The sequence below is a fragment of the Nocardia sp. NPDC052316 genome (genome assembly GCF_044547795.1).
Classification (GTDB): Bacteria; Actinomycetota; Actinomycetes; order Mycobacteriales; family Mycobacteriaceae; genus Nocardia.
The window spans coordinates 611,998-637,907 of the sequence record NZ_JBIUBB010000001.1 but is presented as its reverse complement, the minus strand read 5'-3'; the positions used below and the strand labels follow the sequence as shown (position 1 = coordinate 637,907).

General features: G+C 68.7%; 25 protein-coding genes. 14 read left to right on the top strand and 11 right to left on the bottom strand.

All coding sequences use genetic code 11. From position 1 onward, the window contains the following. Positions 1-172 precede the first annotated feature (172 nt). From ACIHA7_RS02860 to ACIHA7_RS02840, 5 genes are all read right to left on the bottom strand, one after another. On the bottom strand, positions 173-1,309 hold the full coding sequence (locus tag ACIHA7_RS02860) for an Mrp/NBP35 family ATP-binding protein (protein WP_397284913.1): 1,137 nt from the start codon (positions 1,307-1,309) through the stop codon (positions 173-175). A gap of 19 nt (positions 1,310-1,328) precedes the next feature. Then, on the bottom strand, positions 1,329-2,189 hold the full coding sequence (locus ACIHA7_RS02855) for a lytic transglycosylase domain-containing protein (RefSeq protein ID WP_397284910.1): 861 nt from the start codon (positions 2,187-2,189) through the stop codon (positions 1,329-1,331). Between the two features lie 113 nt (positions 2,190-2,302). Beyond that, the gene (locus ACIHA7_RS02850) at positions 2,303-3,493 is read right to left on the bottom strand and encodes a lytic transglycosylase domain-containing protein (protein WP_397284907.1); all 1,191 of its coding nucleotides are present in this window, start codon (positions 3,491-3,493) and stop codon (positions 2,303-2,305) included. A gap of 350 nt (positions 3,494-3,843) precedes the next feature. Further along, positions 3,844-4,404 (bottom strand): DUF1003 domain-containing protein, encoded by a 561-nt coding sequence (locus tag ACIHA7_RS02845; protein WP_397284904.1) that lies wholly within the window; start codon positions 4,402-4,404, stop codon positions 3,844-3,846. Beyond that, on the bottom strand, positions 4,397-5,683 hold the full coding sequence (locus ACIHA7_RS02840) for a magnesium transporter MgtE N-terminal domain-containing protein (RefSeq protein WP_397284902.1): 1,287 nt from the start codon (positions 5,681-5,683) through the stop codon (positions 4,397-4,399). The genes ACIHA7_RS02845 and ACIHA7_RS02840 overlap by 8 nt, the downstream gene beginning before the upstream one ends. 57 nt (positions 5,684-5,740) lie before the next feature. Between ACIHA7_RS02840 and ACIHA7_RS02835 the strand changes: the two genes are divergently transcribed. Genes ACIHA7_RS02835 through ACIHA7_RS02825 form a run of 3 tightly spaced genes read left to right on the top strand, consistent with a single transcriptional unit; the run spans position 5,741 to position 7,792 of the window. Beyond that, complete coding sequence (locus tag ACIHA7_RS02835; RefSeq protein ID WP_397284900.1) at positions 5,741-6,703, top strand: HpcH/HpaI aldolase/citrate lyase family protein; 963 nt, start codon at positions 5,741-5,743, stop codon at positions 6,701-6,703. 12 nt (positions 6,704-6,715) lie between these two features. After that, the gene (locus ACIHA7_RS02830) at positions 6,716-7,207 is read left to right on the top strand and encodes a general stress protein (RefSeq protein ID WP_107659091.1); all 492 of its coding nucleotides are present in this window, start codon (positions 6,716-6,718) and stop codon (positions 7,205-7,207) included. A gap of 3 nt (positions 7,208-7,210) precedes the next feature. After that, positions 7,211-7,792 (top strand): suppressor of fused domain protein, encoded by a 582-nt coding sequence (locus tag ACIHA7_RS02825; protein ID WP_397284897.1) that lies wholly within the window; start codon positions 7,211-7,213, stop codon positions 7,790-7,792. A 6-nt stretch (positions 7,793-7,798) separates the two neighbouring features. On the opposite strand, the gene ACIHA7_RS02820 is transcribed toward ACIHA7_RS02825, so the two are convergent. Then, positions 7,799-8,869 carry a magnesium and cobalt transport protein CorA gene (locus tag ACIHA7_RS02820; RefSeq protein WP_397284895.1) on the bottom strand — a complete coding sequence of 357 codons (1,071 nt, stop codon included), beginning with the start codon at positions 8,867-8,869 and terminating at the stop codon, positions 7,799-7,801. Positions 8,870-9,009: 140 nt separating this feature from the next. Here ACIHA7_RS02820 and ACIHA7_RS02815 point away from each other — a divergent pair, with 140 nt between their 5' ends. From ACIHA7_RS02815 to ACIHA7_RS02800, 4 genes are all read left to right on the top strand, one after another. Continuing rightward, positions 9,010-9,864, top strand: a complete 855-nt coding sequence (locus tag ACIHA7_RS02815; RefSeq protein ID WP_397284893.1) for a PHP domain-containing protein — start codon at positions 9,010-9,012, stop codon at positions 9,862-9,864. Beyond that, positions 9,861-10,127 carry a hypothetical protein gene (locus ACIHA7_RS02810; protein ID WP_397284891.1) on the top strand — a complete coding sequence of 89 codons (267 nt, stop codon included), beginning with the start codon at positions 9,861-9,863 and terminating at the stop codon, positions 10,125-10,127. Before ACIHA7_RS02815 ends, ACIHA7_RS02810 begins: the two co-directional genes overlap by 4 nt. Positions 10,128-10,235: 108 nt before the next feature. Then, on the top strand, positions 10,236-12,131 hold the full coding sequence (locus tag ACIHA7_RS02805; RefSeq protein ID WP_397284889.1) for an FAD-binding protein: 1,896 nt from the start codon (positions 10,236-10,238) through the stop codon (positions 12,129-12,131). A 473-nt stretch (positions 12,132-12,604) separates the two neighbouring features. Further along, entirely contained in the window at positions 12,605-13,801 is a 1,197-nt protein-coding gene (locus ACIHA7_RS02800) for an NADP-dependent malic enzyme (protein ID WP_397284887.1), read from the top strand. Between the two features lie 4 nt (positions 13,802-13,805). On the opposite strand, the gene ACIHA7_RS02795 is transcribed toward ACIHA7_RS02800, so the two are convergent. Continuing rightward, positions 13,806-14,027: a hypothetical protein gene (locus ACIHA7_RS02795; RefSeq protein WP_397284885.1), complete on the bottom strand. Its 222-nt coding sequence runs from the start codon at positions 14,025-14,027 to the stop codon at positions 13,806-13,808. Positions 14,028-14,068: 41 nt separating this feature from the next. Next, positions 14,069-14,956 (bottom strand): glycine betaine ABC transporter substrate-binding protein, encoded by an 888-nt coding sequence (locus ACIHA7_RS02790; protein WP_397284883.1) that lies wholly within the window; start codon positions 14,954-14,956, stop codon positions 14,069-14,071. Between the two features lie 136 nt (positions 14,957-15,092). Here ACIHA7_RS02790 and ACIHA7_RS02785 point away from each other — a divergent pair, with 136 nt between their 5' ends. The 7 genes from ACIHA7_RS02785 (at position 15,093) to ACIHA7_RS02755 (ending at position 21,537) form a co-directional block, all read left to right on the top strand. Then, positions 15,093-16,085 carry an ABC transporter substrate-binding protein gene (locus ACIHA7_RS02785; protein ID WP_397284881.1) on the top strand — a complete coding sequence of 331 codons (993 nt, stop codon included), beginning with the start codon at positions 15,093-15,095 and terminating at the stop codon, positions 16,083-16,085. Positions 16,086-16,095: 10 nt separating this feature from the next. Next, positions 16,096-17,259, top strand: a complete 1,164-nt coding sequence (locus tag ACIHA7_RS02780) for an ABC transporter ATP-binding protein (protein WP_397284879.1) — start codon at positions 16,096-16,098, stop codon at positions 17,257-17,259. After that, complete coding sequence (locus ACIHA7_RS02775) at positions 17,256-17,924, top strand: ABC transporter permease (protein WP_397284877.1); 669 nt, start codon at positions 17,256-17,258, stop codon at positions 17,922-17,924. The genes ACIHA7_RS02780 and ACIHA7_RS02775 overlap by 4 nt, the downstream gene beginning before the upstream one ends. Then, the gene (locus ACIHA7_RS02770; RefSeq protein WP_397284875.1) at positions 17,921-18,637 is read left to right on the top strand and encodes an ABC transporter permease; all 717 of its coding nucleotides are present in this window, start codon (positions 17,921-17,923) and stop codon (positions 18,635-18,637) included. Before ACIHA7_RS02775 ends, ACIHA7_RS02770 begins: the two co-directional genes overlap by 4 nt. 239 nt (positions 18,638-18,876) lie before the next feature. Then, positions 18,877-19,566 carry a PadR family transcriptional regulator gene (locus tag ACIHA7_RS02765; RefSeq protein ID WP_397284873.1) on the top strand — a complete coding sequence of 230 codons (690 nt, stop codon included), beginning with the start codon at positions 18,877-18,879 and terminating at the stop codon, positions 19,564-19,566. A gap of 61 nt (positions 19,567-19,627) precedes the next feature. Next, positions 19,628-21,109, top strand: coding sequence for a DHA2 family efflux MFS transporter permease subunit (locus tag ACIHA7_RS02760; protein WP_397284871.1), 1,482 nt, complete (start codon positions 19,628-19,630; stop codon positions 21,107-21,109). A 122-nt stretch (positions 21,110-21,231) separates the two neighbouring features. Next, a complete protein-coding gene (locus ACIHA7_RS02755; protein WP_397284869.1) occupies positions 21,232-21,537 on the top strand; it encodes a hypothetical protein in 306 nt (101 codons plus the stop codon). A gap of 33 nt (positions 21,538-21,570) precedes the next feature. Here the strand turns inward: ACIHA7_RS02755 and ACIHA7_RS02750 are convergent, their stop codons facing one another. The 3 genes from ACIHA7_RS02750 to ACIHA7_RS02740 all read right to left on the bottom strand — a co-directional run bounded on the left by ACIHA7_RS02750 (position 21,571) and on the right by ACIHA7_RS02740 (position 25,872). Then, positions 21,571-23,139: a molybdopterin-dependent oxidoreductase gene (locus ACIHA7_RS02750; protein WP_397284867.1), complete on the bottom strand. Its 1,569-nt coding sequence runs from the start codon at positions 23,137-23,139 to the stop codon at positions 21,571-21,573. Between the two features lie 31 nt (positions 23,140-23,170). Continuing rightward, complete coding sequence (locus ACIHA7_RS02745) at positions 23,171-23,839, bottom strand: hypothetical protein (protein ID WP_397284865.1); 669 nt, start codon at positions 23,837-23,839, stop codon at positions 23,171-23,173. Positions 23,840-24,078: 239 nt separating this feature from the next. Beyond that, the gene (locus tag ACIHA7_RS02740; RefSeq protein ID WP_397284863.1) at positions 24,079-25,872 is read right to left on the bottom strand and encodes an AMP-dependent synthetase/ligase; all 1,794 of its coding nucleotides are present in this window, start codon (positions 25,870-25,872) and stop codon (positions 24,079-24,081) included. Positions 25,873-25,910 lie beyond the last annotated feature (38 nt).

Here is a 25,910-nt window from a genome sequence, read left to right as displayed (position 1 = left end):
CAGGCACGCGGTGCCCACGCGGAAATCGGACGTCGAGGTCACCGGGGCAGCCGATTTCGTACGCGGGCAGGCAACTCGCCGGGCACGGGCTGGCTCATCCACTACCGCACCGCCAACCGCCGACGCGACCGCCATGGCAGCTGTGTCCGGCCCGAATCTGCGCAGCGGCGGGTTATCCGTGACGCGTTGTGTCGATGTTGAGGGACATGCCTGCCAGGCCGCGGCGGCGGACGGCCAGTTTGTCCGCGATGTCGAGCAGGGCCTTGGCGGCGGGGGAGTCGGGGCCACGCAGGACGATCGGCGAACCCTCGTCGCCCGCCTCGCGCACGGCCTGCTCGATCGGGACCTGGCCGAGCAGTGGCACGTCGGCGCCGACGGCGCGGGTGAGGCGGTCGGCGACCACCTGTCCGCCGCCGGAGCCGTAGAGCTCCATCCTGCTGCCGTCGGGCAGGTCGAGCCAGGACATGTTCTCCACCACGCCTGCGATCCGCTGCCTGGTCTGCAAGGCGATGGCGCCCGCGCGCTCGGCCACCTCGGCGGCGGCGATCTGCGGGGTGGTGACGACGAGGATCTCGGCGCCGGGGATCAGCTGGGCGATCGAGATGGCGATGTCGCCGGTGCCGGGCGGCAGGTCGAGCAGCAGCACGTCCAGGTCGCCCCAGAACACGTCGGCGAGGAACTGTTGCAGCGCCCGGTGCAGCATCGGGCCGCGCCACACCACCGGCGTATTGCCCTGGGTGAACTGCGCGATGGAGATCATCTTCACGCCGTGCGCCTGCGGCGGCATGATCATCTTCTCGACCTGGGTCGGCCGGGCGTCGGTGCCGAGCATGCGCGGAATGGAGTGGCCGTAGATGTCGGCGTCCAGGATGCCGACCGAGAGCCCGCGCGCGGCCATGGCGGCGGCGAGATTGACGGTGACGCTGGACTTTCCGACGCCGCCCTTGCCGGACGCGACCGCGTACACGCGGGTCATCGAGCCGGGCTGGGCGAACGGGATGACCGGGTCGGCCGAGTCGCCGCGCAGCTGCTTGCGCAGGTTGGTGCGCTGCTCGTCGTTCATCACGTCGAGGTCGACGGTGACCGCGCCGACGCCTGCGACGTCGGCAACGGCCTTGGTGACCCGCTGGATGATCTCGGTGCGCAGGGGGCAGCCCGCGGTGGTCAGGTAGACCTCGATGTGGACATTGCTGTCCGCACTGATCGCAATGCTCTTCACCATGCCCAGTTCGGTGATCGGCTTGCGGATCTCCGGATCGTCGACCTTCGCGAGCGCGCCCCGCACATCCGATTCCGTAACTACTGGCATGGCAGGAATTTTAGGCGTGTCAAATTCTGGGCAGGTCCCCGGCCCGTGGTGCGACGCCACTGCTGTAGGAGGTTTCCCAGGCCATGACGTTCGCGACGTAGGCCATCGAGTTGTTGTAGCGCAGGATCGCCTTGGACTGCTGGGCGAAGTCGCGCATGTTCAAACCGCCGTCGCACAGGTACTTTCCGGCGGTCAGTGCCGCGTCGAAGAGGTTCTGCGGATCGGCGATGCCGTCGCCGTTGCCGTCGGCGGCGTAGCGCTTCCAGGTCTGCGGCAGGAACTGCATCGGGCCGATGGCGCGGTCGTAACTGCCGAGGCCGTCCAGCTCGCCACCGTCGGAATCACGAATGACGTTGTTGCCCGCCAGGCTTCCGTCCAGCACCGGGCCGTAGACCGGGGTGAGCGGATTGCCGTCGGCGTCGGCTTTGCCGTAGGCGTGGGTGGATTCGACCCGGCCGATCCCGGCCAGCATCGACCACGGCATGTTGCAGGTGGGGTTGTCCGCGGCGAGGATGCGCTCGGCGTTCTCGTAGGCGGCGATCGCGATGCCGGGGACGCCCATCGGCCCCGCGGGCAGTGCAGCGGGCTGCCGACCATCCGCCAGCGCAACGGATTTCACCACCGGCGGCCCGCTCGGCTTCGCCATCTTGTTGACGACGAACTCGGTTTCGGCGGCAGGCTCCATCAAGGTCTGCGGCTGCGCGCCGACCGCGGCCTGATCGTCGGGGAGGTGTTGCTCCACCGCTGCCGCGGCCTGACTCGCGTTACCCACATCGGACGCGGCAGTGACTGCCACGAGTCCAGCGGGAACCAATCCGGTAAGTGCGATAACCGAGCTGCGCCTGACGGTGACAGCCGGTTGTTTTCGGTGACGCCCCACTGTGCGGTGACCCTCCAACGGCTCTTCGTGAGCCCTTCGTGATCTGACGAAGAGGAGACTACCGCATTCGAGACCCTTTTGTTACTGCTTCGTGACCTGCTTCGAGTTTGGCGTCAGCCTTGCGGGGCAGGGGGAAGCGGAATCACGATGCCGAAGGGCAACGTGATGCCCGGCGGCGGGGTCGGTGTCGCCGCGGCCTCGGGCTGGGCAGGCTCGATCGTCACCGTCGGCGGCGCGTCCGGCGTCGGCACCGTCCGCTGCTCGGGCGCGGGCACGGGGGCCTGCTGCGGCTGCGGTTGTGGCGCCTGCGCCTGCTGCTGCGCCTCGGGCGGCGCGCACACCGGCACCACGGGCGGCTGCTCCGGGTGCGCGGGATCCGGCGCAGCGGCCGCTCCCGCGCCGAAGGTCTGTCCGGGTGCGCCCGGCACGATCGCGGGCTCAGCGGGCTCGCCAGGGCGCGGCATGGGCGCCGGAATCACGGCGGGCTCACAGGGATTGAGCGGCTTCGGCGGCGGCGGGCAGAAGATGCCGCACGGAATCGGTGGCAGGCCGGGGATGGTGATCATCACCTCGGTCGGCGTCGGTGTCGTCGTGCTGGTCTGCGGCGCCGCGGGAGTGGTCGTGGTGGGCGCGGCGTTGGTGTAGGTCGCCGCGGTCATGTTCGGGCCCTGGGCGGCTGTGCTGCTGCCCGGCGGGATCAGATCGGGGGAGATGGTCACCTGGGTCGGCGCGCCACCGGTGCGGTAGGCCGCCGCCCAGCTGAGCACGTTGGCCGCGTAGGCGGTGGAGTTGTTGTAGCGCAGCACGGCGCGTAGTTCCTGCGCTTGGTCGCGCAGGTCCAGCCCGCCCGAACACAGGTACTTGCCCGCGGCGAGCGCGGAGTCGAAGACGTTGTTCGGGTCGGCGACTCCGTCGCCGTTTCCGTCTGCGGCGTACTGGCTCCAGGTGCCTGGCAGGAACTGCATCGGCCCCATCGCGCGCACGTAGCCGCCGCTGGCTGCCTTGATGATCTCGTTGCCCGGCAGCGTGCCGTCCAGTGCGGGGCCGTAGATCGGGGTGACCGTGGTGCCCGCGGCGTCGGTGCGCCCGCCACCCGCGTGGCCGGATTCGATCCGGCCGATGCCTGCGAGCAGGCTCCAGGACAGTCCGCAGCCGGGGGTGGAGGACTCGAGCGCGAGCTCGGCGTTGCGGTACGCGGCGAGCACCACCTCGGGAATGCCCAGCGCGCCGCCGATCAGCGGGAGCGAGATCTCCTGCAGCGGCACTCGTCCGGCGAACGGCGCCGAGCCGTCGGACGGGGTCATAGCCCGTAGTTTGCGGGGTGCTTCCTGGGTCACCGGCAGCAGGCCGACTGTCTTAGACAGTCCTGTTTCACTTGCTTTGCCGGTAGTGCCCGCCGGATTCGCGGACGACGCGAGCAAGGCCTCGGGGGCCTGGGGTGCGCCGGTGGGGGTGGTGGGGTCGGAGGTCGAGCCTGTGGCTACCAGACCAGCTACGACCAGGGCCGAGACGGTTATCGGAGCAGATATACGCATTCAGCCACACCAATCCTCTACGTCGTTTGAGCGGCTGTCCGGGACATCCCCTTCCCGAGCCGCTCGGGACAACGCTGTCCAGGTTACCCACCAGTCAGGTAGTTGTTCGGTATTTCCCGTCAATCATCAGCTACAGCCGGTGAAACCGGGGTGGACGCCTGCTTTCGGCCGGAGTTCTTCTTGCGCTGCGGGGAGTCGTCGCTCGCACCCTCGATCCGATCGAGTATCTCCTTCATCTCCTCCAATTCCCTGCGCAAATAGTCGCGAGTCGCCACTTCGCCGACCGCGATCCGCAACGCTGCGAGTTCGCGGGCGAGGAATTCGGTGTCCGCCTTGGTCTGGGCGGCCCGCATTCGGTCCTCCTCCAGGGAGACCCGGTCGCGGTTGTCCTGCCGGTTCTGCGCGAGCAGGATCAGCGGCGCGGCGTAGGCGGCCTGGGTGGAGAACGCCAGATTCAACAGAATGAACGGATACGGGTCCCAGCGTAATGCGACGACGAAGACATTCAGCGCGATCCAAATAATCACGATGATCGTCTGAATAGCCAGGTACCGGCCGGTGCCGAGGAACCGGGCGACCCGCTCGCTGCTGCGCGCGAGCGCCTCGGCATCCCACTCGATCCGGAACCTGGACTCGACCGGCGTCTCCAGCCGCTGCCGAGCGCCGCCTTTGTCAGTCATGCCGGACTATCCCTTCGTGCAGCTCTTCCTGGTCCCGCCAGTCGTCGGGCAGCAGATGGTCGAGCACGTCGTCGACGCTCACCGCGCCGAGCAGGTGGTTCTCCTCGTCCACCACCGGCCCGCAGACCAGGTTGTAGGTCGCGAAGTAGCGAGTGACCGCGGCCAACGGGACATCGGGGCGCAGCGGCGCCAGTTCCGCGTCGAGAATGCCGCCGACCAGATGGGCCGGTGGTTCGCGCAGCAACTGCTGAATGTGCACCGAGCCCAGGTAGCGGCCGGTGGGTGTCGCGGTCGGCGGCCGGACCACGAACACCATGGACGCCAGCGCCGGTGTCAGGTCCGGGTTGCGCACTCGCGCCAGCGCCTCGGCGACCGTGGTGGACGGGGTCAGGATCACCGGCTTCGGCGTCATCAGGCCGCCCGCGCTGTACGGCGAATGCTCGAGCAGCCTGCGCACCGGTTCGGATTCCTCCGGGTCCATCAGCGCGAGCAGCGATTCGGCCTCGCTGACCGGCAGCTCGCCGAGCAGGTCGGCGGCGTCGTCGGGGTCCATCGCCTCGAGCACGTCGGCGGCGCGGCGTACCTCGAGATGGCCGAGCAGATCGACCTGCTCGTCGTCGGGCAGTTCCTGCACGACATCGGCGAGCCGCTCGTCATCGAGGGCGATGGCGACTTCGATGCGCCGCTTCTCCGGAAGTTCGCGCAGCAGATGCGCGACATCGGCGGGGCGCAGGCCCTCGAACTGCTCCAGCAGCTGGGTGACCTCCTGGCCCGGCCGATCGATCTCGGTCGGCGTCAGCCCCGACACGCGGATCCAATCCACCACGTGCACGGTGCGGCGCCGCCCGATCCTGCGGTGCCCGCGCACCGCCACCCTGGTCACCCGCCAGTCCCTGGTGCGGGTCTGCTCCATGCCGAGATCGACCACCACCACATCGACCCCCGCGAGGTCGGGCAGGTCCGGATCCTGCACGCGCACCGCGGAATCCACGATCTGCGCGAGCGCGAGCATCTCGCCTGGTCGCTGAGTGAACCGGCGCAGGCTCACCGTCCCGGTGTTCAGCGTCACCACCCCCGGCTCGATCGCGGTGACCCGCAGGATGGGCACGAAAATCCGCCGACGGGTGGGCAATTCGACGACGAGACCGTGCACCCTCGGCTGTTGCCGGTCGTACCGGATGGCCACGACGACATCGCGAACCCGGCCGATAGACTCGCCGTCCGGCCCCAACACCACCAGGCCGGCCAGCCTGGCGACGTACACCCTGGTAGCTGCCATGCTTGCCAGGCTAGAGGTTCGCGGGCGGGGGGAACTACCTCGCCACGATCGACGGGAGTGATCTTGAAGCCGCGCCGTTCGGTGCTCGCCTGTCCCGGCAGCAACGAGAAGATGATCCAGAAGGCCAAGGGCCTGCCCGTCGACGAGGTGTTTCTCGACCTGGAGGACGCCGTCGCGCCTGCCGCCAAGGCCGAGGCGCGGGCGAATATCGTGGCGGCGCTCAACGACTCCGACTGGGGCACCCAGCTGCGCGTGGTCCGGGTCAACGACTGGACCACCCAGTGGACCTACGCGGACGTGATCACGGTTGTCGAGGGCGCGGGTACGGCGCTGGACGCCATTCTGCTGCCGAAGGTCACCGACGCGGGCCAGGTGCGCGCCCTGGATCTGTTGCTCACCCAATTGGAGAAGGCGAGCGGGCTCGAGGTCGGCCGCATCGGCATCGAACCGCAGATCGAAAACGCGTTGGGGCTCCGCAATATCGACGAGATCGCCACCGCGAGCCCGCGCGTGCAGGCGCTGGTCTTCGGGCCTGCCGACTTCATGGCGAGCATAAATATGCGCACCCTGGTGGTCGGCGAGCAGCCGGAGGGCTACGACACCGGTGATGCCTATCACCACATCCTGATGACAATCCTGCTCAGCGCCCGCGCGCACGGTCTGCAGGCGATCGACGGCCCGTACCTGCAGATTCGGGACGTGGACGGCTTCCGGCGGGCCGCGGCGCGCACCGCGGCACTCGGCTTCGACGGCAAGTGGGTACTGCATCCCGGCCAGATCGAGGCGGCCAACGAGATCTTCAGTCCGCGCCAGTCCGACTACGATCGCGCCGAGTTGATCCTGGATGCGTACGCCTTCCACACCTCGGCCGAGGGTGGGGCCCGCGGCGCGGTGATGCTCGGTGACGAAATGATCGATGAGGCAAGTGCGAAAATGGCTCAGGTGATCGCGGAAAAGGGCCGGGCCGCGGCAATGACGCGCACCACGCGTTTCACACCCCCGGGAATCCGGTCGGAATAGCAGAATAGAGACATGACGAATCCCTTGGGGAACTCGAATCGCGCACGGCAAGCGCTGCCGACGCCGCCGTCCGGCTGGCCGGTCGGCTCCTATCCCACCTACGCCGAGGCCCAGAAGGCCGTCGATTACCTGGCCGACAGCCAATTCCCGGTGCAGGACGTCACCATCGTCGGCGTCGACCTGATGCAGGTCGAGCGCGTCCTCTACCGGCTGACCTGGGGCAAGGTCATCGGTGGTGGCGTGGTGAGCGGAGCCTGGCTCGGCCTGTTCCTCGGCTTGCTGCTCAGCCTGTTCACCACCAGCGGCGCGCTCGGCCCGCTGCTGGTCGGTCTGGTCGGCGGCATCATCTTCGGCGTCATCTCCACCTCGATCCCGTACGCGGCGACCAAGGGGCAGCGCGACTTCGCCTCCACCATGCAGTTGGTGGCCGGGCGCTACGACGTGCTGTGCGACCCGAAGTCCGCCGAGCAGGCGCGGGACATGCTTGCGCGGCTGGCCATCTGAGGCATGGAGGTCGTATCGACGGTCCGCACCGGTGTGCTGGACTACTTCGGTGTGCAAGCGGCAGGCGTCGATTCGGCGTCGGTGACGTTCCTCGGCTTGGAACCCATCGAGATCCTGCGCATCGCCGACGGCGAGCTGGTGCACTACGCGACGGTGGGCGGCTCGCGCCATCCGATGGGCGATCCCACTGCGCTGCTTGCCGATCCGGTCAAGGGCCCGCGAGCCGAGCTGGTGCTCACCTTGCGCGGCACGGCAGGGGCGAGCTCGGGTCTGGCCAAGACGCTCGGTGTGCTCGCCGCCGCGCCCGCTGTGGAAGGTGTTGTGCTGCAAGCCGATGCGCTGATGGACCTGGGCGAGCCGATGTGGCATGGCGCGCCGTTCTCCGCGGTGTTGTTGGGCGACAGTGCGATTCCCGAGGTGGTGCTGCCCGAGCCTGCCGAGCCGGTGCGGTACTTCGCGGTGACGCCGGTGACCGCGACCGAGGCGGCCTGGGTGCGGGTGCGCGGGGCGCAGGCGTTGCGCGACGCGTGGGCCGAGGCGGGCATCGACGTGCGTGACCCCGAAAGGGGCGCCGCCAGCCTGTAATAGGGGCTAGAGCCAGTTGTTGCGCCGGAAGGTCGTGAACAGGCCGAAGCAGATGCCCAGGGTGACGACGATCACCAGCCAAAACCCCCACACCTCTTCCGATCCCGGGATGTGGGTGAAGTTCATGCCATAGAGACCCGCGATCATCGTCGGCACCGCCGCGATCGCCACCCAGGCCGAGATCTTGCGCATGTCGGTGTTCTGCTGCACGCCGATCTTGGCGAGCGCCGCGCTGATCAGCGCGCTCAGCGCGTCGTCGAAGTCGCTGATGCGTTCGGCGACGCCCGCGTGGTGGTCGGCCACATCGCGCATGTAGCGCCGAATCTCCTTGGGCAGCGGCACATCCGGCTTGTGCCCGAGCACCTGCAGCGGGACCGCGAGCGGATTCACGGCCCGGCGCAGCTCCACCACCTCGCGCTTGAGCTGGTAGATCGACTCGATAGCGACGTTGTTCCGCGGAGTGAAGACCTCTTCCTCCATCGCGTCGATGTCCAGCTCGACCGACTGCGTCACCTCGATGTACGAATCCACCACATGATCGGCGATCCCGTGCAACACCGCGCCGGTGCCGAGCATCAGCTTGGCCGGGTCGGCCTCCAGTTCTTTACGCAGCGAAGCCAATTCGGAATGCTCGCCGTGCCGCACACTCACCACGAAGTCCGGCGCGGTGAACACCATGATCTCGCCGGTCTCCACGATCTCGCTGATGCTGTGCAGTTCGTGCTCGACATAGGCGACCGTCCGCATCACCAGGATCAGTGTGTCGTCGTAGCGCTCCAATTTCGGGCGCTGGTGCGCGTGGACCGCGTCCTCGGCCGCGAGCGCGTGCAGCCCGAAGGTCTCGGCGATGTCGGCCATCTGGCCCTCGTCCGGGTCGTGCAGGCCGACCCAGACGAAGCCCGTGCCGCGGCTACGCACCTCGTCGAGGGCGTCGCGATGGGTGAATCTGCCGGGCAGCCGGTGTCCCTCGACGTAGACGCCGCAGTCCACGATGGCCCGTGCGGTCGGGACCGGGATGCGCGGCAGCAGCTGCCGCGGTCCACGGCCCGGACCACGGAACGACGGTATTGATGGCACACGGCGATGCTACGTCGCCTGCGTGTGCGGCAAGGGGCGCACGCCCGCGGCATCGAGTGGCGGGTCAGGGGGCGGGCAGCGGAGCGGCACCGCGCAGGGACGTGCGAGTGCCGCCGATCGAGCACTGTAAGACTGAAGGCGTGCGCATTGATCTGCATACCCACTCCACCGCGTCCGACGGCACCGACACCCCGGCGGAACTGGTTCGCAACGCGGCCGCCGCGGGCTTGGACGTCCTCGCGATCACCGACCACGACACCACGTCCGGCTGGACCGAGGCGGTCGAGGCGCTGCCGCGGGGTTTGACACTGGTCCGTGGCATGGAGATGTCGTGCATCGGCCTCGGCGAGGACGGCTGGCCGGTGCCGGTGCATCTGCTGGCCTATCTGTTCGACCCGACCGACCGCAGTTTCGCCGACGAGCGGGAGCGGTTGCGCGGCGAGCGGATCGAGCGGGTGCGCGCGATGGCCGAGCGGATGGTGGCCGACGGGTTGCCGATCGATCCGGATGCCGTGCTCGCCTCGGCCGGGCCGTCGGCCGGTCGGCCGCACCTGGCCAGGGCGCTGGTGGCGGCGGGTGTGGTGCCGAGTGTCGACGCCGCCTTCGAGGAGTTGCTCGCACCGCACGGCCCGTACTACGTGGAGAAGGCCGACACGCCGCTGCGGCGCGCGGTCGAGATGATCGCCACCGCGGGCGGGGTCAGCGTGATCGCGCATGCCCGGGCGCGCAAGCGCGGCAGATTGCTCGCCTTGGCCGACATCAGGGAGTTGGCCACGCTCGGACTCGGCGGTGTGGAGCTCGAGCACCCGGACCATTCGGCGCAGGACCGCGCGGTGCTGGCCGAGCTGGCCGCCGAGCTCGGCCTGTTCACCACCGGCTCGTCGGACTATCACGGCAGCAACAAGACCATCCGCCTCGGTGAGTTCACCACCGATCCCGCGCAATACGAGGTGCTGGTCGGCAAGGCGACCGGTGTGCCGGTGATCGCTTCGTGAGGCTCCTGCGTGGCCTGAGCGGGATCGTCGCCGCGGGCACCGTCGCGTTGATGCTGGTCATTGTCGGCACCGCGGTCATGGCGGGTCGCCGGGACTTCCCCGGTCCTGGCGTCGAGTCGGTGGCTTGGCATGTGGTGGTGGCTGTGATAGCCGTTGCGGCACAGATTTATTCGGACAAGCGTCGGGGTTTGGCTGCCTTTTCCGGATCTGCGGTTGTTTTTATCGTCGCTGGATTATTGCTGTGGACGCAGTGGTGGAGTTGATCTACGGGCGGCGTTATGCCATTCGGGTGACAACGGATCGAAAACGCCACCGCTAAATATTCCGCTAATGGTTGCGGCAACGTGAATTGTGGCCGAATATTTCTCATTGTGATTGAACTCGAGACGGACGTACTGGTTCTGGGCGGCGGCCCCGCCGGAACCTGGGCCGCCGTCTCCGCCGCCGCCACCGGCGCCCGTGTCGTGCTCGCCGACAAGGCCAGATGCGGCACCAGCGGCCCGACCGCGCACGGCACCACCTCGCTGTGGAACATCCCGCCCGGCCCGGCCAGGGACGAGGCGGTGCGCCGTGGCTACGCGCACGGCGGCGGACTCGGCGACCCGGTATGGATGCACCGGGTGCTGGAGGAGACGCACCGGCGGGTCGAGCAGCTGGCCCGCTGGGGCTATCGGTTCCCCGGCGCGGGACCAGGCTCTTCGCTGCGGGTGTACCTGGACGGCGCGAGTTATCTACGCCGGATGCGGCGCAGCGTGCTCGACGCGGGCGTGCGCGTCCTCGATCATCACCCCGCCCTGCAACTGCTCGTCGATCGCGACGGTGGCGTCGCCGGGGCCACCGGGGTGCGGCTGCACAACGACTGCCAGGCGTGGACGGTCCGCGCGGGCGCCGTGGTGGTGGCCACCGGTGGCTGTGCGTTCCTGTCCGGTGGCGCCGGCACCGATGTGGACACCGGCGACGGTCTGCTGTTCGCCGCGGAAGCGGGCGCCGAGCTCTCCGGCATGGAGTTCTCCAGTGCTTACGGCCTGACACCCGTTGTGCACCTGCGAAATTCCGCTCGGCCGAAGTCGGCGTCGGGGCTCGGGTTGCATTTCGCCACTCTGTACGACGAGTCGGGGGCGGTCCTCGAAGGTCACCGCGCCGCGGCCTTCGCCGCCATCGCCGACGGCCACCGGGTGTTCGCAGCACTCGACGACGTGCCCGTCGCGATGCGCGGCTGGCTGGCCGAGCATGGCCTGGTCGACCACACCGGCCGGGTGCCGCTGTGCGCGGTGCTCGAGGGCACGGTGCGCGGCACGGGCGGTCTGCGGGTGGCGAACCGCGACTGCGCGACCACGATCGGCGGGCTGTTCGGCGCGGGTGACGTGACCACCAGGGAGCTGATCACCGGTGCGGTGAGCGGCTTCGGCGGGCAGGGCGGCGCGTGGGCCATCGCCTCCGGGGTATGGGCAGGGGCGGGTGCGGCCAGGTACGCGCGCGCGGCCGACCTGCGCAGTCCGGTGCGGGAGGTGCCCGGCGCGGGGCTCAGCGAGGTGTCGCGGATCGATCCGCGCGCGGTGGTCGGGCTGGTGCAGGAGCACACGCTGCCGCTGCGACGCAGTTACTGGCGCAGCGCGGGCAGCCTGGTGGACAGCATCGGCGAGCTCGACTCGATGTGGCCAGGCGCCGAATTCGACCTGGGCGGCGCCGGGTTGGATCGGTTGCGGGCGCGGCAGGCGGCCGCGTTGCTTGCCGTGGCGCGGTGGACCAAATACAGCGCCTTGGCGCGGACGGAGAGCCGCGGCATGCATCGGCGCACCGATCATCCGGGGGCCGAGGCGGACTGGCGGGTGCGATTGATGTCAGGGGGCCTGGACAACGTGTGGGTGCGCCCGGACGCGCGCGAGATCGCGGCGTTGGACGCGGGCATGGTCGGTGCCACGGAGGTTGCTGTGCCGCCCGCCCGCGAGCCGGCGGCGCGGGGCAGGCGCGAGGCGCTCGTGCCCGAGGCGCACGAGCCGTCCGGCCGGCGCGAGACCCTGGTGTTCGACGCGCGCGGACCGGTCGTACGGCGGGAGACGCTCGTGCTCGACGCCCGTGGCCCGGCGGGCCGTCGTGAGGCGCTCGTGCTCGACGCGCGCGGTCCGGCCGTCGCGCACACGCGCGAGGTTGGTGTGCTGAGCACGCGGTCGGCGGCGATCCCCGACGCGCCGGAGATCCTGCCTGCGGACGACAACGCGGCGGCGCCCGCCGAGCACCTCACACCGGCCGACCCGATCGCGATGTGACAACTCACCGCCCGGTCGGCGCGGTACGCGAGTTTTCGCTTACCGCCTGGTAATTCCGTCGCAGTAGGCTGGGTGCGGGCAGGCGACACGGCGAGAACCAGACCGGTTTGGCAAGTCGCAGACCGTGCTGGCAGAATATGTCGGATTCCTTTACCTAAGCCACCGCCGGGTACTGGAGTTACGGAGATCTCCGCCTCGCGACGCACCGTCGCGACCCGAGGATCACGCCGCATGTTCTGTCCGGACCTACCCGTCCGGCTCCCGCTCCGCGGATCAGTGCCGCGCCACGTCAGCGAAATCGACAACGGGTTTTTTTGTGACCCGCCGTCACACGCGAAACGTACCGGTCTGCGCACTCGATGAGCGTAAAGAATCCACAGGAGCGGAGCCTGTGGAGCGACTGTAGACACTAATACCTATATACCCGGCGGTAACCGTCCCCCGGTTTGTCCGGCCCGAGCAGGAGTGAAATCGTGTCACCTGTGACTGACGCACCGAATGCCACTGCAAGTCTTTCCGAAATCACCCACGACGAGATTTTCGCGGGGCATCTCGGAGGCAAGCTCTCGGTAGAACTCAGCTCGCCGCTGGAAACCCAGCGCGACCTGTCGATCGCCTACACCCCGGGCGTCGCTCAGGTGAGCCGGGCCATCGCGCAGGACGCCGAGCTCGCCAAGCGCTACACCTGGACCGACCGGCTCGTCGTGGTGGTCAGCGACGGCACCGCGGTGCTCGGCCTCGGCGACATCGGCCCGCGCGCCTCACTGCCGGTGATGGAGGGCAAGGCGGCGCTGTTCAAGAAGTTCGCCGACCTCAACTCGATCCCGATTGTGCTGGACACCAAGGACGTCGACGAGATCGTCGAGACGGTCGTCCGGCTGCGCCCCAGCTTCGGCGCGGTGAACCTGGAGGACATCTCGGCGCCGCGCTGCTTCGAGGTGGAGAAGCGACTCATCGAGGCGCTCGACTGCCCGGTCATGCACGACGATCAGCACGGCACCGCCATCGTGGTGCTGGCCGCCCTCAACGGTGCGGCCAAGGTGCAGGGTCGCGCCATCGACGACATGAAGGTGGTGGTGTCCGGCGCGGGCGCCGCCGGTGTCGCGTGCACGAATATCCTGCTGGCCGCGGGCGTTCGGGACGTCACCGTGCTCGACTCGAAGGGCATCATCGCCCGTGAGCGCACCGACCTCAACGAGGTGAAGGCCGAGCTGGCCACCCGGACCAACCCGCGCGGGCTGACCGGCGGCGCGGCCGAGGCCCTCACCGGCGCCGACGTCTTCCTCGGCCTGTCCGCGGGTCTGATCGCCGAGGAGCTCATCGCCTCGATGGCGCCGGAGTCGATCGTGTTCGCCATGTCCAACCCGGACCCGGAGATCCACCCGGAGGTCGCGCGCAAGTACGCCGCGATCGTCGCCACCGGCCGCAGCGACTTCCCGAACCAGATCAACAACGTGCTCGCCTTCCCCGGCGTGTTCAAGGGCGCGCTCGACGCCGGTGCCCGCCGGATCACCGAGGGCATGAAGATCGCCGCCGCCGACGCCATCCTCAGCGTCGTCGCCGCCGAGCTGGGCCCGGAGAAGATCGTGCCGAGCCCGCTGGACCCGCGGGTTGCCCCCGCGGTCGCCGAGGCGGTCGCGGCCGCCGCGCGTGCCGAAGGTGTTGCCTAGCAACTCACTCGCTGGAAGGCGCTCTGTCCCGATCGGGGCGGGGCGCCTTTCGCGTGTCACGCTGCCGACGGTTCGACAGGTGGATCCAGACGTTCATGGCGATCATCGCGCACAGCGCGAAGACCAGGGACGCCGCGAAGAGGGGATTGCGGTCGGAGTTGGTCGCCCATACGAACAGCAGAATCGCCACGAGCGCCACATAGCCGCCGATGAACCTGATACTCACTGGTCAGACGTTAGCGATGTCCGGTGCCGACCGTGCGGTGTTTACAGCGAGTGGTCGTCGAGCCACTGGCGCGCCAGCTCCGCGGCCTTCGCGCCCTCGTCTCGGACGCTGCGGATCATCGCCGCGAGGTCGTCGGTGGTCAGTTCGCCCGCAACGTAATTGAGCTTCTTGATCTGCTGCTCGTCGAGCACACCCTTGCGGAACAGGGGCAGCACGTTCTCCGCGCGCAGGGCGTAGCCGGTGTCGGACAGGATCGTCAGCCCGTCGGTCGCCCCGGGTACGACTGAGGGTGGTCCGGTCAGTAGTCCGGCTTGAACCTGACCGTCCAGCAGCGCCTTTCGCAGCGCGGCCGGGTCGGGGAACCGCACGGTCGCGGCGCAGTCCGCCACCTGCTCGAGCGCGGGTGGCAAGGTAATCAGATCGGGGACGGGAGCCACGCCGACGGTGAGTGTGCCGCACCGCGGCACGAGATCGCCGACGGTGCGCACATTGTCGCGCGCCGCGGCCGCGCCACTGACCAGGACCCGCGGCCGCAGATCGGTGCCGTCGGCGGCATCGGTGACCACCAGCCCCTCGGGCAGCGACTTGCTCAGCGCCTTGCGCACCTGGTCGGGCGTGCGGTCGGCGGCGGTGGTGTCGAGGAAGGCCAGCAGCGCGCCGTTGTGCTCACCGACCAGGTCGACCCGGCCCGCGTCGAGCGCGGCCAGATAGTCCGCGCGCCCGCCGAGCCGCGCCTCGACCGAGGTGCGCGCCCCGGTGCGCGCCAATGCGCCCGCATAGATTTCGGCGAGCAGCCCCGACTCGATCGAATCACCGGCGCCGACCGTGATCCGCGCGCCCTGCGCATCGTTGCCGCAGGATACGGCCAGTGCGGCGGTCGCGACGACCAGTAATCGGGCCAGCATCCGCAGCGACGCGGGCAACACCATCCGGCGACACCAACTCTCCGAGAGACCGACAGAGCTAACAGGAACACCCTGAAGCGGGCAGTATGGACACCCAGAATGTACCGGTGGCTGTGCCGCCCCGGGACCTCGCACTGCCCGTCATGCCGGAAGGACTTCAGTGAAAACCTCGATCACCCCCGATGCCGCGCGGCACGGTCGGTCGGCGCTGCGGCTCACGCTGCGTGCCGTCCGATTCATCGTCGCCGCGACGGCGTTGGCCGCCGCCATGATCCTGTCCGCCTGCGGCAACTCCGACCCGCTCGCCAGCAAGGGCAGCTGCGAAGGCGACGGTCTCATCGTCGGCTCGGCGAACTTCCCGGAGTCCGAGACCGTCGCCGAGATCTACGCGGAGGTCTTGCGGGTCAACGGCTTCAAGGTCGAAACCAAGTTGAACATCGGTAGCCGGGAAGCCTACGTTCCCGCGGTGCGCCAGTGCGCGATCTCGGTGATCCCCGAGTACACCGGCAACCTGCTGCAGTACCTGGACAAGAACGCGACCGCGACCAGCGCCGCCGACGTCGACGGCGCGCTCGCCAAGGCCCTCGGTTCGGAGCTGGCCATCGGAACCCCGGCCCCCGGTGAGGATTCCGACGCGGTGGTCGTCACCAAGGCCACCGCCGAGCGCTGGAACCTGCAGTCCATCGCCGACCTGGCCGCGCACTCCGCCGAGGTGAAGTTCGGTGCGCCCGCGGAGTTCCAGGAGCGTCCGGGCGGCCTGCCCGGCCTGAAGAAGAACTACAACCTCGACATCGCTGCGAACAACTTCGTGCCGATCGCCGACGGCGGCGGGCCCGCCACGGTGCGCGCGCTGGTCGAGGGGCAGGTGACCGCGGCCGATATCTTCACCACCTCGCCGGCCATCACCCAGAACAACCTTGTGGTGCTTGCCGATCCGAAGCACAACTTCGCCGCGCAGAACGTGGTCCCGCTGTTCAACGCGGCCAAGAAGTCGGACAAGGCGCTGGCCGCCCTGAATGCGGCCTCGGCGAAGCTGACCACCGCGGAGTTGATCAAATTGAACGAGGCCGTCTCCGGTAGCAGCAAGACCGAGCCCAAGGCCGCGGCCGCGGCGTGGGTGGCCGCGCAGGGGCTGAACACCCCGACCGGGTAGGAGAAAAGCGTTGTCCGATATCGAATTCCGCGGTATCAGCAAGACCTATCCGGACGGCACGCACGCCGTCACCGACCTCGATCTGCGCATCGACTCCGGTTCGTTCACCGTGTTCGTCGGCCCGTCCGGCTGCGGCAAGACCACCTCGATGCGGATGATCAACCGGATGATCACGCCCAGCTCCGGCACCATCACCATTGCCGGACAGGACATTTCGACGGTCGACCCGGTAAAGCTGCGGCTCGGTATCGGTTACGTGATCCAGAGCGGTGGACTGCTGCCGCACCGCACGGTCGTCGACAATGTGGCGACCGTGCCGGTGCTGCGCGGTGATTCGCGCAAAGCCGCGCGTGCGGCGGCGCTGGAGGTGCTCGATCGGGTCGGGCTGGATCGGTCGCTGGCCGGCCGCTACCCGGCGCAGCTGTCCGGCGGCCAGCAGCAGCGCGTCGGGGTGGCCAGGGCGCTGGCCGCGGACCCGCCGGTGCTGCTGATGGACGAGCCGTTCAGCGCGGTCGACCCGGTGGTGCGGGCCGAGTTGCAGACCGAGATGCAGAGGCTGCAAGCCGAATTGCGGAAGACCATCGTGTTCGTGACGCACGACATCGACGAGGCGATCACCCTGGGTGATCGCCTCGCGGTGTTCGGCCGTGGCGGGGTGCTGCAGCAGTACGATCCGCCGGATCATGTGCTCGCCCAGCCCGCCACCGATTTCGTGGCCGATTTCGTCGGCCGCGACCGCGGCTATCGCGGGCTCTCCTTCCGATCGGCGCAGGACGTTCCGCTGCACGAGATTCGGACCGCGACGGCGGCGCAGGTACCGTCGCTGCGGCTGGACCGCGGCGACTGGGTGTTGATCGTGGACGACGAAGGTAAACCGTCCGGCTGGATCGACGTCTCCGGCGTGGAAGCGGTGCGCGGCGGACGTTCGCTGGTGGCGAGCACGTCCGCGGGCGGCTCGTTGTTCACGCCGACCGGCGACCTGCGGCAGGCCTTGGACGCCGCGATCTCCTCGCCCTCCGGAGTCGGTGTCGCCGTGGATGATTCGGGCGCTGTGCGCGGCGGCCTGCTGGCCACCGAGATCCTGCAACGGCTCGCCGATCAGCGCGCTGTCGAGGACGCCGAGCGCAACAGGCACTTCTTCGAACAGGAAGTGGGCGGCGGGGGATCGACGTGAGGTATCTGATCGACAACTTCGCCGAGATCATGGGGTTCACCAGAACCCATCTCTACCTGGCACTGGTGCCGCTGGTGCTCGGCTTGGTGATCGCGGTGCCGGTGGGTGCGCTGGTGCGCCGGGTCTCCTGGCTGCGCCGGATGACGGTGACCGTGGCGAGCCTGGCGTACACCATTCCCTCGCTCGCGCTGTTCGTGATCATCCCGCCGCTGGTCGGCATCTCGACGATCGACCCGTTGAACGTGATCATCGCGCTGACCGTGTACTCGACCGCGCTGCTGGTGATCGCGGTGCCCGCGGCGCTGGACTCGGTGTCCGACGAGGTGATCGACGCCGCCGACGCGGTCGGGTTCAGCTCGCTGCGGCGCACCCTGACCGTCGACATGCCGCTGGCCATCCCGGTTTTCGTGTCCAGCCTGCGCGTGGTGGTGGTCACCAACATCGCCATGGTGTCGGTCGGTGCGCTGATCGGGGTCGGCGGGGTCGGCAAGCTGTTCACCCAGGGCTATCAGCGTGACTATCCGGACGAGATCGTCGCGGGCATCATCGTGATCCTGGCGCTGGCCCTGATCTTCGACCGCCTCGTCTACGCGCTCGGCCGCTGGGCCACGCCATGGGTGCGGGCCGACGCGCGGTCGGCGCGGGCGAAAGGCGTTGCGGCATGAACCTTTTCATCGATGCCTGGCACTATCTCACCGACGGCGCGAATTGGAACGGCCCCTCGGGCATCGAACACCGTGTCGCCGAACACCTTTGGTACAGCTTTCTCACCATCGTCGCGTCCGCCGCGGTGGCGCTGCCGCTCGGTCTGGTGATCGGACACACCAAACGTGGGGCGGCCGTGCTCGTCGGTTTCGCCAACGCCATGCGGGCGCTGCCGACCCTGGGCCTGCTCACCTTTCTGGTGCTCGGCCTCGGCCTCGGTTTGATCCCGCCGCTGCTCGCCCTGGTGACCGTCGGCATTCCGCCACTGCTGGCCGGCGCGTACGCAGGCATCGCCAATGTCCCGGCCGATGTCGTCGACGCCTCGCGCGCCATGGGCATGACCGAGACCCAGATCCTGTTCCGGGTCGAGGTGCCTAACGCCATGCCGATCCTGCTCACCGGTCTGCGCGGCGCCACCCTGCAGGTCGTGGCCACCGCGACCATCGCGGCCTACGTCAACCTCGGCGGTCTCGGCCGCTACATCTTCGACGGCATCAGCCTCTACCAGTACGACCGTGTGCTCGTCGGCGCGCTGTTGGTCGCGGTCTTGGCCATGGTTCTCGATGGGGTGCTCGCCTTGGCCGTGTGGGCGAGCACGCCCGGCACCGGCCGGCTTCGTCGCGCGACTGTCCTGCCGGTCGCCCCTGATCTCAGCGCGCGAACCACCGGCTGAGCAGCCGAACAGTCCGGTTCAGCCCGGCTCCCGACTGATGTCGGGGGCCGGTTTGCTGTGCCCGCGATCACCGTTGTGCGCCGCTGCGGGGCCTTGCGATCACATTGTTCCGCGCCGTATATTCCACGTGGAGTATTAAGTGTGGAGTATGTCGGAAGCCGGGGCTATGTTCGCCTCGCGGGCCGATGGCTCGGCTCGTGCGGTGACCACCCGTGAGCGATCTACGGAAGGTGACGGAGATGGCGCAGCAAGCGCGTCCGACAGTGACGCCCCTGGCGATCGCTGTGCTCGCGCTGCTCGAGGAGCAGCCCATGCATCCGTACGAGATGTACCAACTGCTGATCGCCCGCCGGGAAGACGTGCTGGTCAAGGTGCGGCCCGGCTCGCTGTATCACACGGTCACCCGGCTGGCCGAGCACGGTTTGGTGCAGGCCGAAGGTGTGGACCGAGAGGGAAATCGGCCCGAACGCACCACCTACCGCATCACCGAGCACGGTCGCGCGGCGCTGCGCGGCCGGATCGCCGAGATCCTGCGCTATCCCGCACCGGAGTATCCGATTTTCCCGGTCGCCCTCGGCGAATCGCACAACCTGCCCGAGGAAGAGGTGCTCGCGTTGCTGCGGGAGCGGGCCGAGCACCTGAAAACCGAGCTCGCCGAGGTCGAGCTGATGATCGGCTGGGCGGGCGAGCGCGGGGTGCCGCGCCGCTACGTCATCGCGCTGCCGTACCTGCACGCCATGCTCGGCGCCGAGATCGCCTGGATCGAGAGCTTCCTCGTCGAATTGGCGAGTGGGGCACTCGAATGGGAGGACTTCGATCCGGCCACCGGCGATCGGCCCGGCAAGCAGCACCACGGCTGGACCAGTGACCACCTCACCGGGGCGCCGCCGGTGACCAAGATCAGGCGCGGCGCGGGCGCACCACCCTGAGGCCGCTCACCGACTTCGTTCGCCCGTCAGCGGGAACCTCCGAGATAGGACTGTCGAATCCATGACCACACAACGCAATCCGTGGCTGGCGCTCACCGCGCTGGTCGTCGGCTTCTTCATGATCCTGCTCGACATGACGATCGTCGCGGTCGCCAATCCGGCCATCATGGCGGATCTGCACGCCGACATCTCGAAGGTGATCTGGGTGACCAGCGCCTACCTGCTCACCTACGCGGTGCCGCTGTTGGTCACCGGCAGGCTCGGTGATCGCTTCGGCCCCAAGAACATCTACCTGATCGGCCTGGCCGTGTTCACCGCGGCGTCGCTGTGGTGTGGCCTGTCCGGCACCATCGGCATGCTGATCGCCGCGCGAGCCGCCCAGGGTATCGGCGCCGCGCTGATGACACCGCAGACCATGGCGGTGATCACCCGCACCTTCCCGCCGGACAAGCGCGGCGCGGCCATGGGACTGTGGGGCGGCGTGGCCGGCCTCGCGACGCTGGTCGGGCCGATCCTCGGCGGCGTGCTGGTCGACGGCCTCGGCTGGAAGTGGATCTTCTTCGTCAACGTGCCGATCGGCATCGTCGCCTTCGCGCTGGCCGCCTGGCTGGTGCCCGCGCTGCCGACCAACCGGCACAAGTTCGACATCCCCGGCGTGCTGCTCAGCGGCGTCGGCATGTTCCTGGTGGTGTTCGGCATCCAGGAGGGCAACAGCAACGACTGGTCGCTGCGGATCTGGCTGGTGATCGGCGCGGGCGTGCTGGTCCTGGCCGCGTTCGCGGTGAACCAGGCCCGCAATACCGGCGAGCCGCTGCTGCCGCTGAAGTTGTTCAAGGAACGCAACTTCGCGCTGTCCAATACCGCGATCGCCGCGATGGGCGCGACCGTCACCGCGTTCAGCGTGCCCTCCTACTTCTATCTGCAGGCGGTGCGCGAGATGTCGCCGACCGAGTCGGCGCTGGTGTTCGCGCCGATGGCGATCGTCACCCTGGTGTTCGCGCCGTTCGTGGGCCGGTTCGCCAACCGCCTGCATCCGCGCACCCTGCCGACCACCGGTTTCGTGCTGTTCGCGGTGTCGGTGTTCTGGTTCTCGGCGCTGATGACGCCGGACACGCCCATCGGGTGGTTCCTGGTGTCCGCCGCGCTGGCCGGTTTCGCGAACTCGTGCATCTGGGGTCCGCTCGCGACCACCGCCACGCACAACCTGCCGGTGCAGCAGGCGGGTGCGGGTGCGGGCGTCTACAACACCACCCGTCAGGTGGGTTCGGTGCTCGGTAGCGCGGCGATCAGCGCCTTGATCGCGGGGCGGATGTCGGCCAACGGACTGGGTGGCGGCAAAGTAGCCGAAGGTGGTGCGGGCCAAGGCCCCGTCCCCGAATTCGTCAAAGAATCGTTCAGTACCGCACTGGGGCAATCAATGCTGCTGCCCGCGGGCATCCTGCTGATCGGCGTTATCGCCTCGGCCCTGTTCATTCGGCACGGCAAACCCCCGGTGGCCGACCCGGAGGACACCCCTGCCAAGGCGGGGTCGCTGGCCGGCTGACAATTCGGTGCCACTGCGCCGCACGGACATTCGTTTCGTGGGCGCAGTGCCGCACGCGGACCGTAAGCTGTCCGCACGCCGTTGCCCAACGCGGCGTGGGAGCCGGTGGGGGTTGTGCAGGCATGGCAGAGAACTATCGCGTCGTTTTCCCGGACGGATATCACGCCCGACGAGAGGCGGAGACCGCGGACAAAGGGTGGCTCGATGTCGAAGTCGCATTTGCCGACGGCGCGGTATACCCGCTCTCCTTCTACGACCCGGCCCGATTGCGGCAAACAATCGAAGACGAGATCGCAGGCGGCAGTCTCTATTTCACCGAACCGAATCTGGTAATTCTCAAAAAGGTCACCACGGAGAACATCGAACTAGCGGTCGAAGATATGGTCGCCACCGGCTTCTTCGACAGCATCGAAGCCGAGCGGCGGTAGGGGTCGACCAGTGCGGCCTGGTGCGCCGGTAGCTCAGGTGACCTGGAGGGTGACGGAGGGGTAGCCGGTGGCGCCGTCGGGGACCACGTCGCGGCGTTCGGCGGACTGCACCTCGCCGGTGCCGTCGGTGGTGCGGGCGCGCAGGGTGTGCGGGCCCGGAGTGGCGTCCCAGTCGAAGGTCCATTGGCGCCAGGTGTCGATGGAGTGTTCTTCGGCCAGCTGGGCGGGTTGCCATGGGCCGTTGTCGATCTGCACCTCCACGGTGCGGACGCCGCGATGCTGCGCCCAGGAGACTCCCGCGACGACGGTGCGGCCCTGCTTGATTCGGCCACGGGGACGAGGGGTGTCGATGCGGGTGCCGGTTTTGACCGGGCCCAGGGCCGACCAGCCACGACGGGTCCAATAGGCGGTGGCGCGGTCGAAACGGGTGACCTCCAGCTCGGTCACCCACTTCGTCGCGGAGACATAGCCGTAGAGGCCGGGAACCACCAGCCTGGCGGGGTAGCCGTGCACCACGGGGAGTGGTTCGCCGTTCATGCCGACGGCGAGGATGGCGTCGCGGCCGTCGGTGAGGACCGACAGCGGAGTACCCGCGGTCCAGCCGTCGGCGCTGTGCGAGAGCACCATGTCCGCGTCGGGGTGCGGTCCGGCCTCGGCGAGCAGTTCGTCGAGCCGGTAGCCGAGCCAGCGGGCGTTGCCGATCAGGTCGCCGCCGACCGGATTGGACACGCACGCCAGCGTGACCAGCCGCTCCACGGCCGGCCGATTCGCCAAATCCGCCCAGGTGAGCCGGATTTCCCGGTCCACCATGCCGTGGATGCGCAGCGACCAGTCGTCCTTGGACACCTGTGGCACGACGAGTGCGGTGTCGATGCGGTAGAAGTCCGCGTTGGCGGTCAGGTACGGCGTGAGGCCGGGAACCCGCAGGTCGGCGCCCGGCGCGATCGGCACCTCCGGCGCACTCGGCTGCGGTAACTCGACCGCCGCCCGCTCGCCCGACACATCGCTGCGCCGCACCCCGAACAACCGCCCGCCGACGCCGGTGACCACCGCCAGACCGCCCACCACCAGCAGGCCTCGCAGCACCTGCCGTCGCTCCGGAGTCGCGGCCGCCTTCTCCGGCGTGCCGGTTGTGGATTTCCCTCCGGCGCTCGGAGTTTCAACGTCGCTCTGCGGCTCGGTGGCGTCGATCCGCCGAGTCAGCAACCGCAGCGCGTAGATGCCGACGCCGACACCGACGATGGTCGGTAGCGCACCGGACGCACTGGTCCGCGCGACCGCCGCGAAGACCGCGACCACACCGAAGACCGCGAGGATCGCCGAACCCGCCGCCCGCGACGTGCGTTCGAGCGCACCCGCCGCCGCGGCGACGACCACCGCGACCACCGCCATGCAGGCGTACAGCACCGCCTTGTCGCTGGTGCCGAAAGTGCTGATGGCCCATTCGCGAATGCCGTCGGGCGTGTGGTCGACCACCGTCGCGCCGAGGGCATTGAGGGGCGCGCTGTCGGCGCCGAAGAACGCCGCGAGCAGTTCCGCGACGCCGAGCGCCACACCTGCCGAGACGATCCCAGCCGCGACCCGCACTCGCAGATTGGCCATGAACTCGAGCGTACTGCCGGGCCGCCTCCGCCTACATCGATTCCCCTTCGGCGAACTCGTCGGCGAGGGTGTTCCAGAACATGAGTTCGTAGCTCTGGAAGAGCCGGGCGTAGAGGTGGGCCTCGTCGGTGTTCAGGCGGGCGGAGTCGATGCCCGCTTGGATGGCGCGCAGCGCTTGCTGTTCCACCTCGGGGGCGTCGGCGGCGAAGTGGTCGAAGAACGCGCAGGCCGCGTCGTCGAAGCCGTAGTGCTCGCGCATGCCCGCGGCGACGTCGCGGCAGTAGCGGCCGAAGGTGGCGAGGTTCGCGAAGATGCCCGTGGCGACCGCGGCGGGTTCGCCGTTCAACGCCAACCAGGCCATATAGGCGGGGTACGCCTGGCAGCCCGCGCGCGGCAGTTCGGTGCCCGGGTCCCGCCCGGCCGCAACGACCAGCGCGTGCAGCATCTCCTGGGCCTGCTGTTCACCCGGCGCGAGCATGCCGAAGAAGGTGCGGGAATGCGGATGGTCCGCGCGGGCCGCCAGCGCGTGGAAGCTGCGCCAGTCGCTACTGGTGATCCGCCACTGCTCGGTGGCGATCGCGGCGAACACCGCCCGCGCCGCTTTACCCGTGCTGATCAGTGGTACGAGCCGATTGTCCGCGTCCCGTGGCGTCAACTCCGCCTGGATCGTGGCGAGCAATTTCCTTGCGCCATCAGTCATCTCAGCAACCTCCCGGTTCGCGATGGGGTTGCTCTATTGAAACGTGAACAGGCGACGGCGCGACGTGAAAGTCCGAAAAGTCTTCTCGCAGCGAGGGTCTCGTGCCGAGCGGTGAGGTGCGAACCGGAGCGGCGCGCTGGATCATGGGCGCGCGAGTAACCCGGCGGGCAGGCCTGAGCCGAAACCGAAAGACGCCGCCCGCGAGGTAACCTCGCGAACGACGCCTCCAGGATTTCAGCTCAGCTGTAGATCTTCGCTACGTCGTCCGCGTGCTGCTTCATCACGACCGCGCGCTTGAGCGACAGCTTCGGGGTGAGCTCGCCACCCTCCTGGGTCCAGTCGACCGGCAGGATGCTGACCTTCTTGATCCCCTCGGCATGGGAGACCTTCTTGTTGGTCTCGGCGACCGCCGCGTCGATCTCGGCGACCAGTTCCGGGTTCTCGATCAGCTTCTCGATCGGGGTGTCCGCAGGCACGTTGTGGTTCTTCTGCCAGCCCGGCAGCGCCTCCGGGTCCAGGGTGATCAGCGCGGCGATGAACGGCTGGCCGTCGCCGACCACCATCACCTGACTGATCAGCGGGTGGGCCCGCAGCGAATCCTCGAGCAGCGCGGGGGACACGTTCTTGCCGCCCGCGGTGACGATGAGTTCCTTCTTGCGGCCGGTGATGGTGATGAACCCGTCCGCGTCGATGGCACCGAGGTCGCCGGTCTTGAACCAGCCGTCCTGGAAGGCTTCCTCGGTGGCCGCCGGGTTGCCCCAGTAACCGTCGAAGACCACCGAGCCGCGCAGCAGCAGCTCGCCGTCTTCGGCGATCTTGGCGGCGTGGCCCTGGATCGGCTGACCCACCGAACCGACCCGGATGTTCTCGGGGGTGTTCACGGTGATCGCCGCGGTGGTCTCGGTGAGCCCGTAGCCCTCGTAGATGGTGACGCCGACGCCGCGGAAGAAGTGGCCGAGGCGCGCGCCGAGCGGGCCACCGCCGGAGACCGCGGCGTCGCACTGGCCGCCGAGCGCGGTGCGCAGCTTGCTGTAGACCAGCTTGTCGAACAGCGCGTGCTTGAGCTTGAGCACCAGCCCCGGCCCGCCGTTGTCGATCGCCTCGCTCCAGGCGATGGCGGTGTCCGCGGCGGCGTCGAAGATCTTGCCCTTGCCGCCGTCGTGCGCCTTCTGCTTGGCGCTGTTGAACACCTTCTCGAACACGCGCGGCACCGACAGGATGAAGTGCGGCTTGTACGTGCCGAACTGGTCGACCAGGGTGGACCAGTCGGAGGTGTGCGCGACGGTCACCTTGGCGTCGAACGCGACCAGCGCGACCGCGCGGGCGAAGACGTGCGCCAGCGGCAGGAACATCAGCGTCTTCTTGCCCGGCCGGATGAAGGTGGCCAGCGCGATCCCGTCGGACCTGGACTCGGCGTACAGGTTGGCGTGGGTGAGCATGACGCCCTTGGGGCGTCCGGTGGTGCCGGAGGTGTAGATCAGGGTGGCGGCCGAGTCCGCGTTCACCTGCTTGCGCCGGTCGTGCACGAGCTGGTCGTCCAGCTCCGCGCCGCGGCTGATCAGCTCGTCGACGACGCCCTTGTCGATCTGCAGGGTCTCCTTCAGCTCCGTCAGCGCGCCGGCGTCGATCTCGTCGATGGTGGCGCGGTGCTTGTCACTGTCGACGATCAGCAGCTTGGTGGCGGAGTCCTGCAGGATCCACTTGGCCTGCTCGGCGGCCGAGCTGTCGTAGATGGCGACGGTGCAGCCGCCGACGGCCCAGATGGCGAAGTCGAGCACGGCCCACTCGTAGCGGGTGGGGGCCATGATGGCGACCCGGTCGCCGAGTTCGATGCCCGAGGCGATCAATCCCTTGGCGACGCCGGTGACGGTCTTCGCGAACTCCGCGGCCGTCACGTCCCGCCAGCCACCGCCGCCGGCAGGCACATTGAACAGCACCGCGTCGGGCGACTGCTCGGCATGCCGGAAGACGTTGTCGGAATTGTTCGCGTCGTCCGGAATGGTGTAGGAAGCCGGGACTTCGAACTCTCGCATCAGTGCCCTTCCACGTGGGTTTACTCGCCAGTAATCTA

Excerpts from the sequence above, each read along its gene's own strand:
- ACIHA7_RS02860 (WP_397284913.1), bottom strand. The coding sequence starts at position 1,309 with ATGCCAGTAGTTACGGAATCGGATGTGCGGGGCGCGCTCGCGAAGGTC.
- ACIHA7_RS02850 (WP_397284907.1), bottom strand. The coding sequence starts at position 3,493 with ATGACCCCGTCCGACGGCTCGGCGCCGTTCGCCGGACGAGTGCCGCTG.
- ACIHA7_RS02845 (WP_397284904.1), bottom strand. The coding sequence starts at position 4,404 with ATGACTGACAAAGGCGGCGCTCGGCAGCGGCTGGAGACGCCGGTCGAG.
- ACIHA7_RS02840 (WP_397284902.1), bottom strand. The coding sequence starts at position 5,683 with ATGGCAGCTACCAGGGTGTACGTCGCCAGGCTGGCCGGCCTGGTGGTG.
- ACIHA7_RS02830 (WP_107659091.1), top strand. The coding sequence starts at position 6,716 with ATGACGAATCCCTTGGGGAACTCGAATCGCGCACGGCAAGCGCTGCCG.
- ACIHA7_RS02825 (WP_397284897.1), top strand. The coding sequence starts at position 7,211 with ATGGAGGTCGTATCGACGGTCCGCACCGGTGTGCTGGACTACTTCGGT.
- ACIHA7_RS02790 (WP_397284883.1), bottom strand. The coding sequence starts at position 14,956 with ATGGTGTTGCCCGCGTCGCTGCGGATGCTGGCCCGATTACTGGTCGTC.
- ACIHA7_RS02770 (WP_397284875.1), top strand. The coding sequence starts at position 17,921 with ATGAACCTTTTCATCGATGCCTGGCACTATCTCACCGACGGCGCGAAT.
- ACIHA7_RS02765 (WP_397284873.1), top strand. The coding sequence starts at position 18,877 with ATGGCGCAGCAAGCGCGTCCGACAGTGACGCCCCTGGCGATCGCTGTG.
- ACIHA7_RS02760 (WP_397284871.1), top strand. The coding sequence starts at position 19,628 with ATGACCACACAACGCAATCCGTGGCTGGCGCTCACCGCGCTGGTCGTC.
- ACIHA7_RS02755 (WP_397284869.1), top strand. The coding sequence starts at position 21,232 with ATGGCAGAGAACTATCGCGTCGTTTTCCCGGACGGATATCACGCCCGA.
- ACIHA7_RS02750 (WP_397284867.1), bottom strand. The coding sequence starts at position 23,139 with ATGGCCAATCTGCGAGTGCGGGTCGCGGCTGGGATCGTCTCGGCAGGT.
- ACIHA7_RS02745 (WP_397284865.1), bottom strand. The coding sequence starts at position 23,839 with ATGACTGATGGCGCAAGGAAATTGCTCGCCACGATCCAGGCGGAGTTG.
- ACIHA7_RS02740 (WP_397284863.1), bottom strand. The coding sequence starts at position 25,872 with ATGCGAGAGTTCGAAGTCCCGGCTTCCTACACCATTCCGGACGACGCG.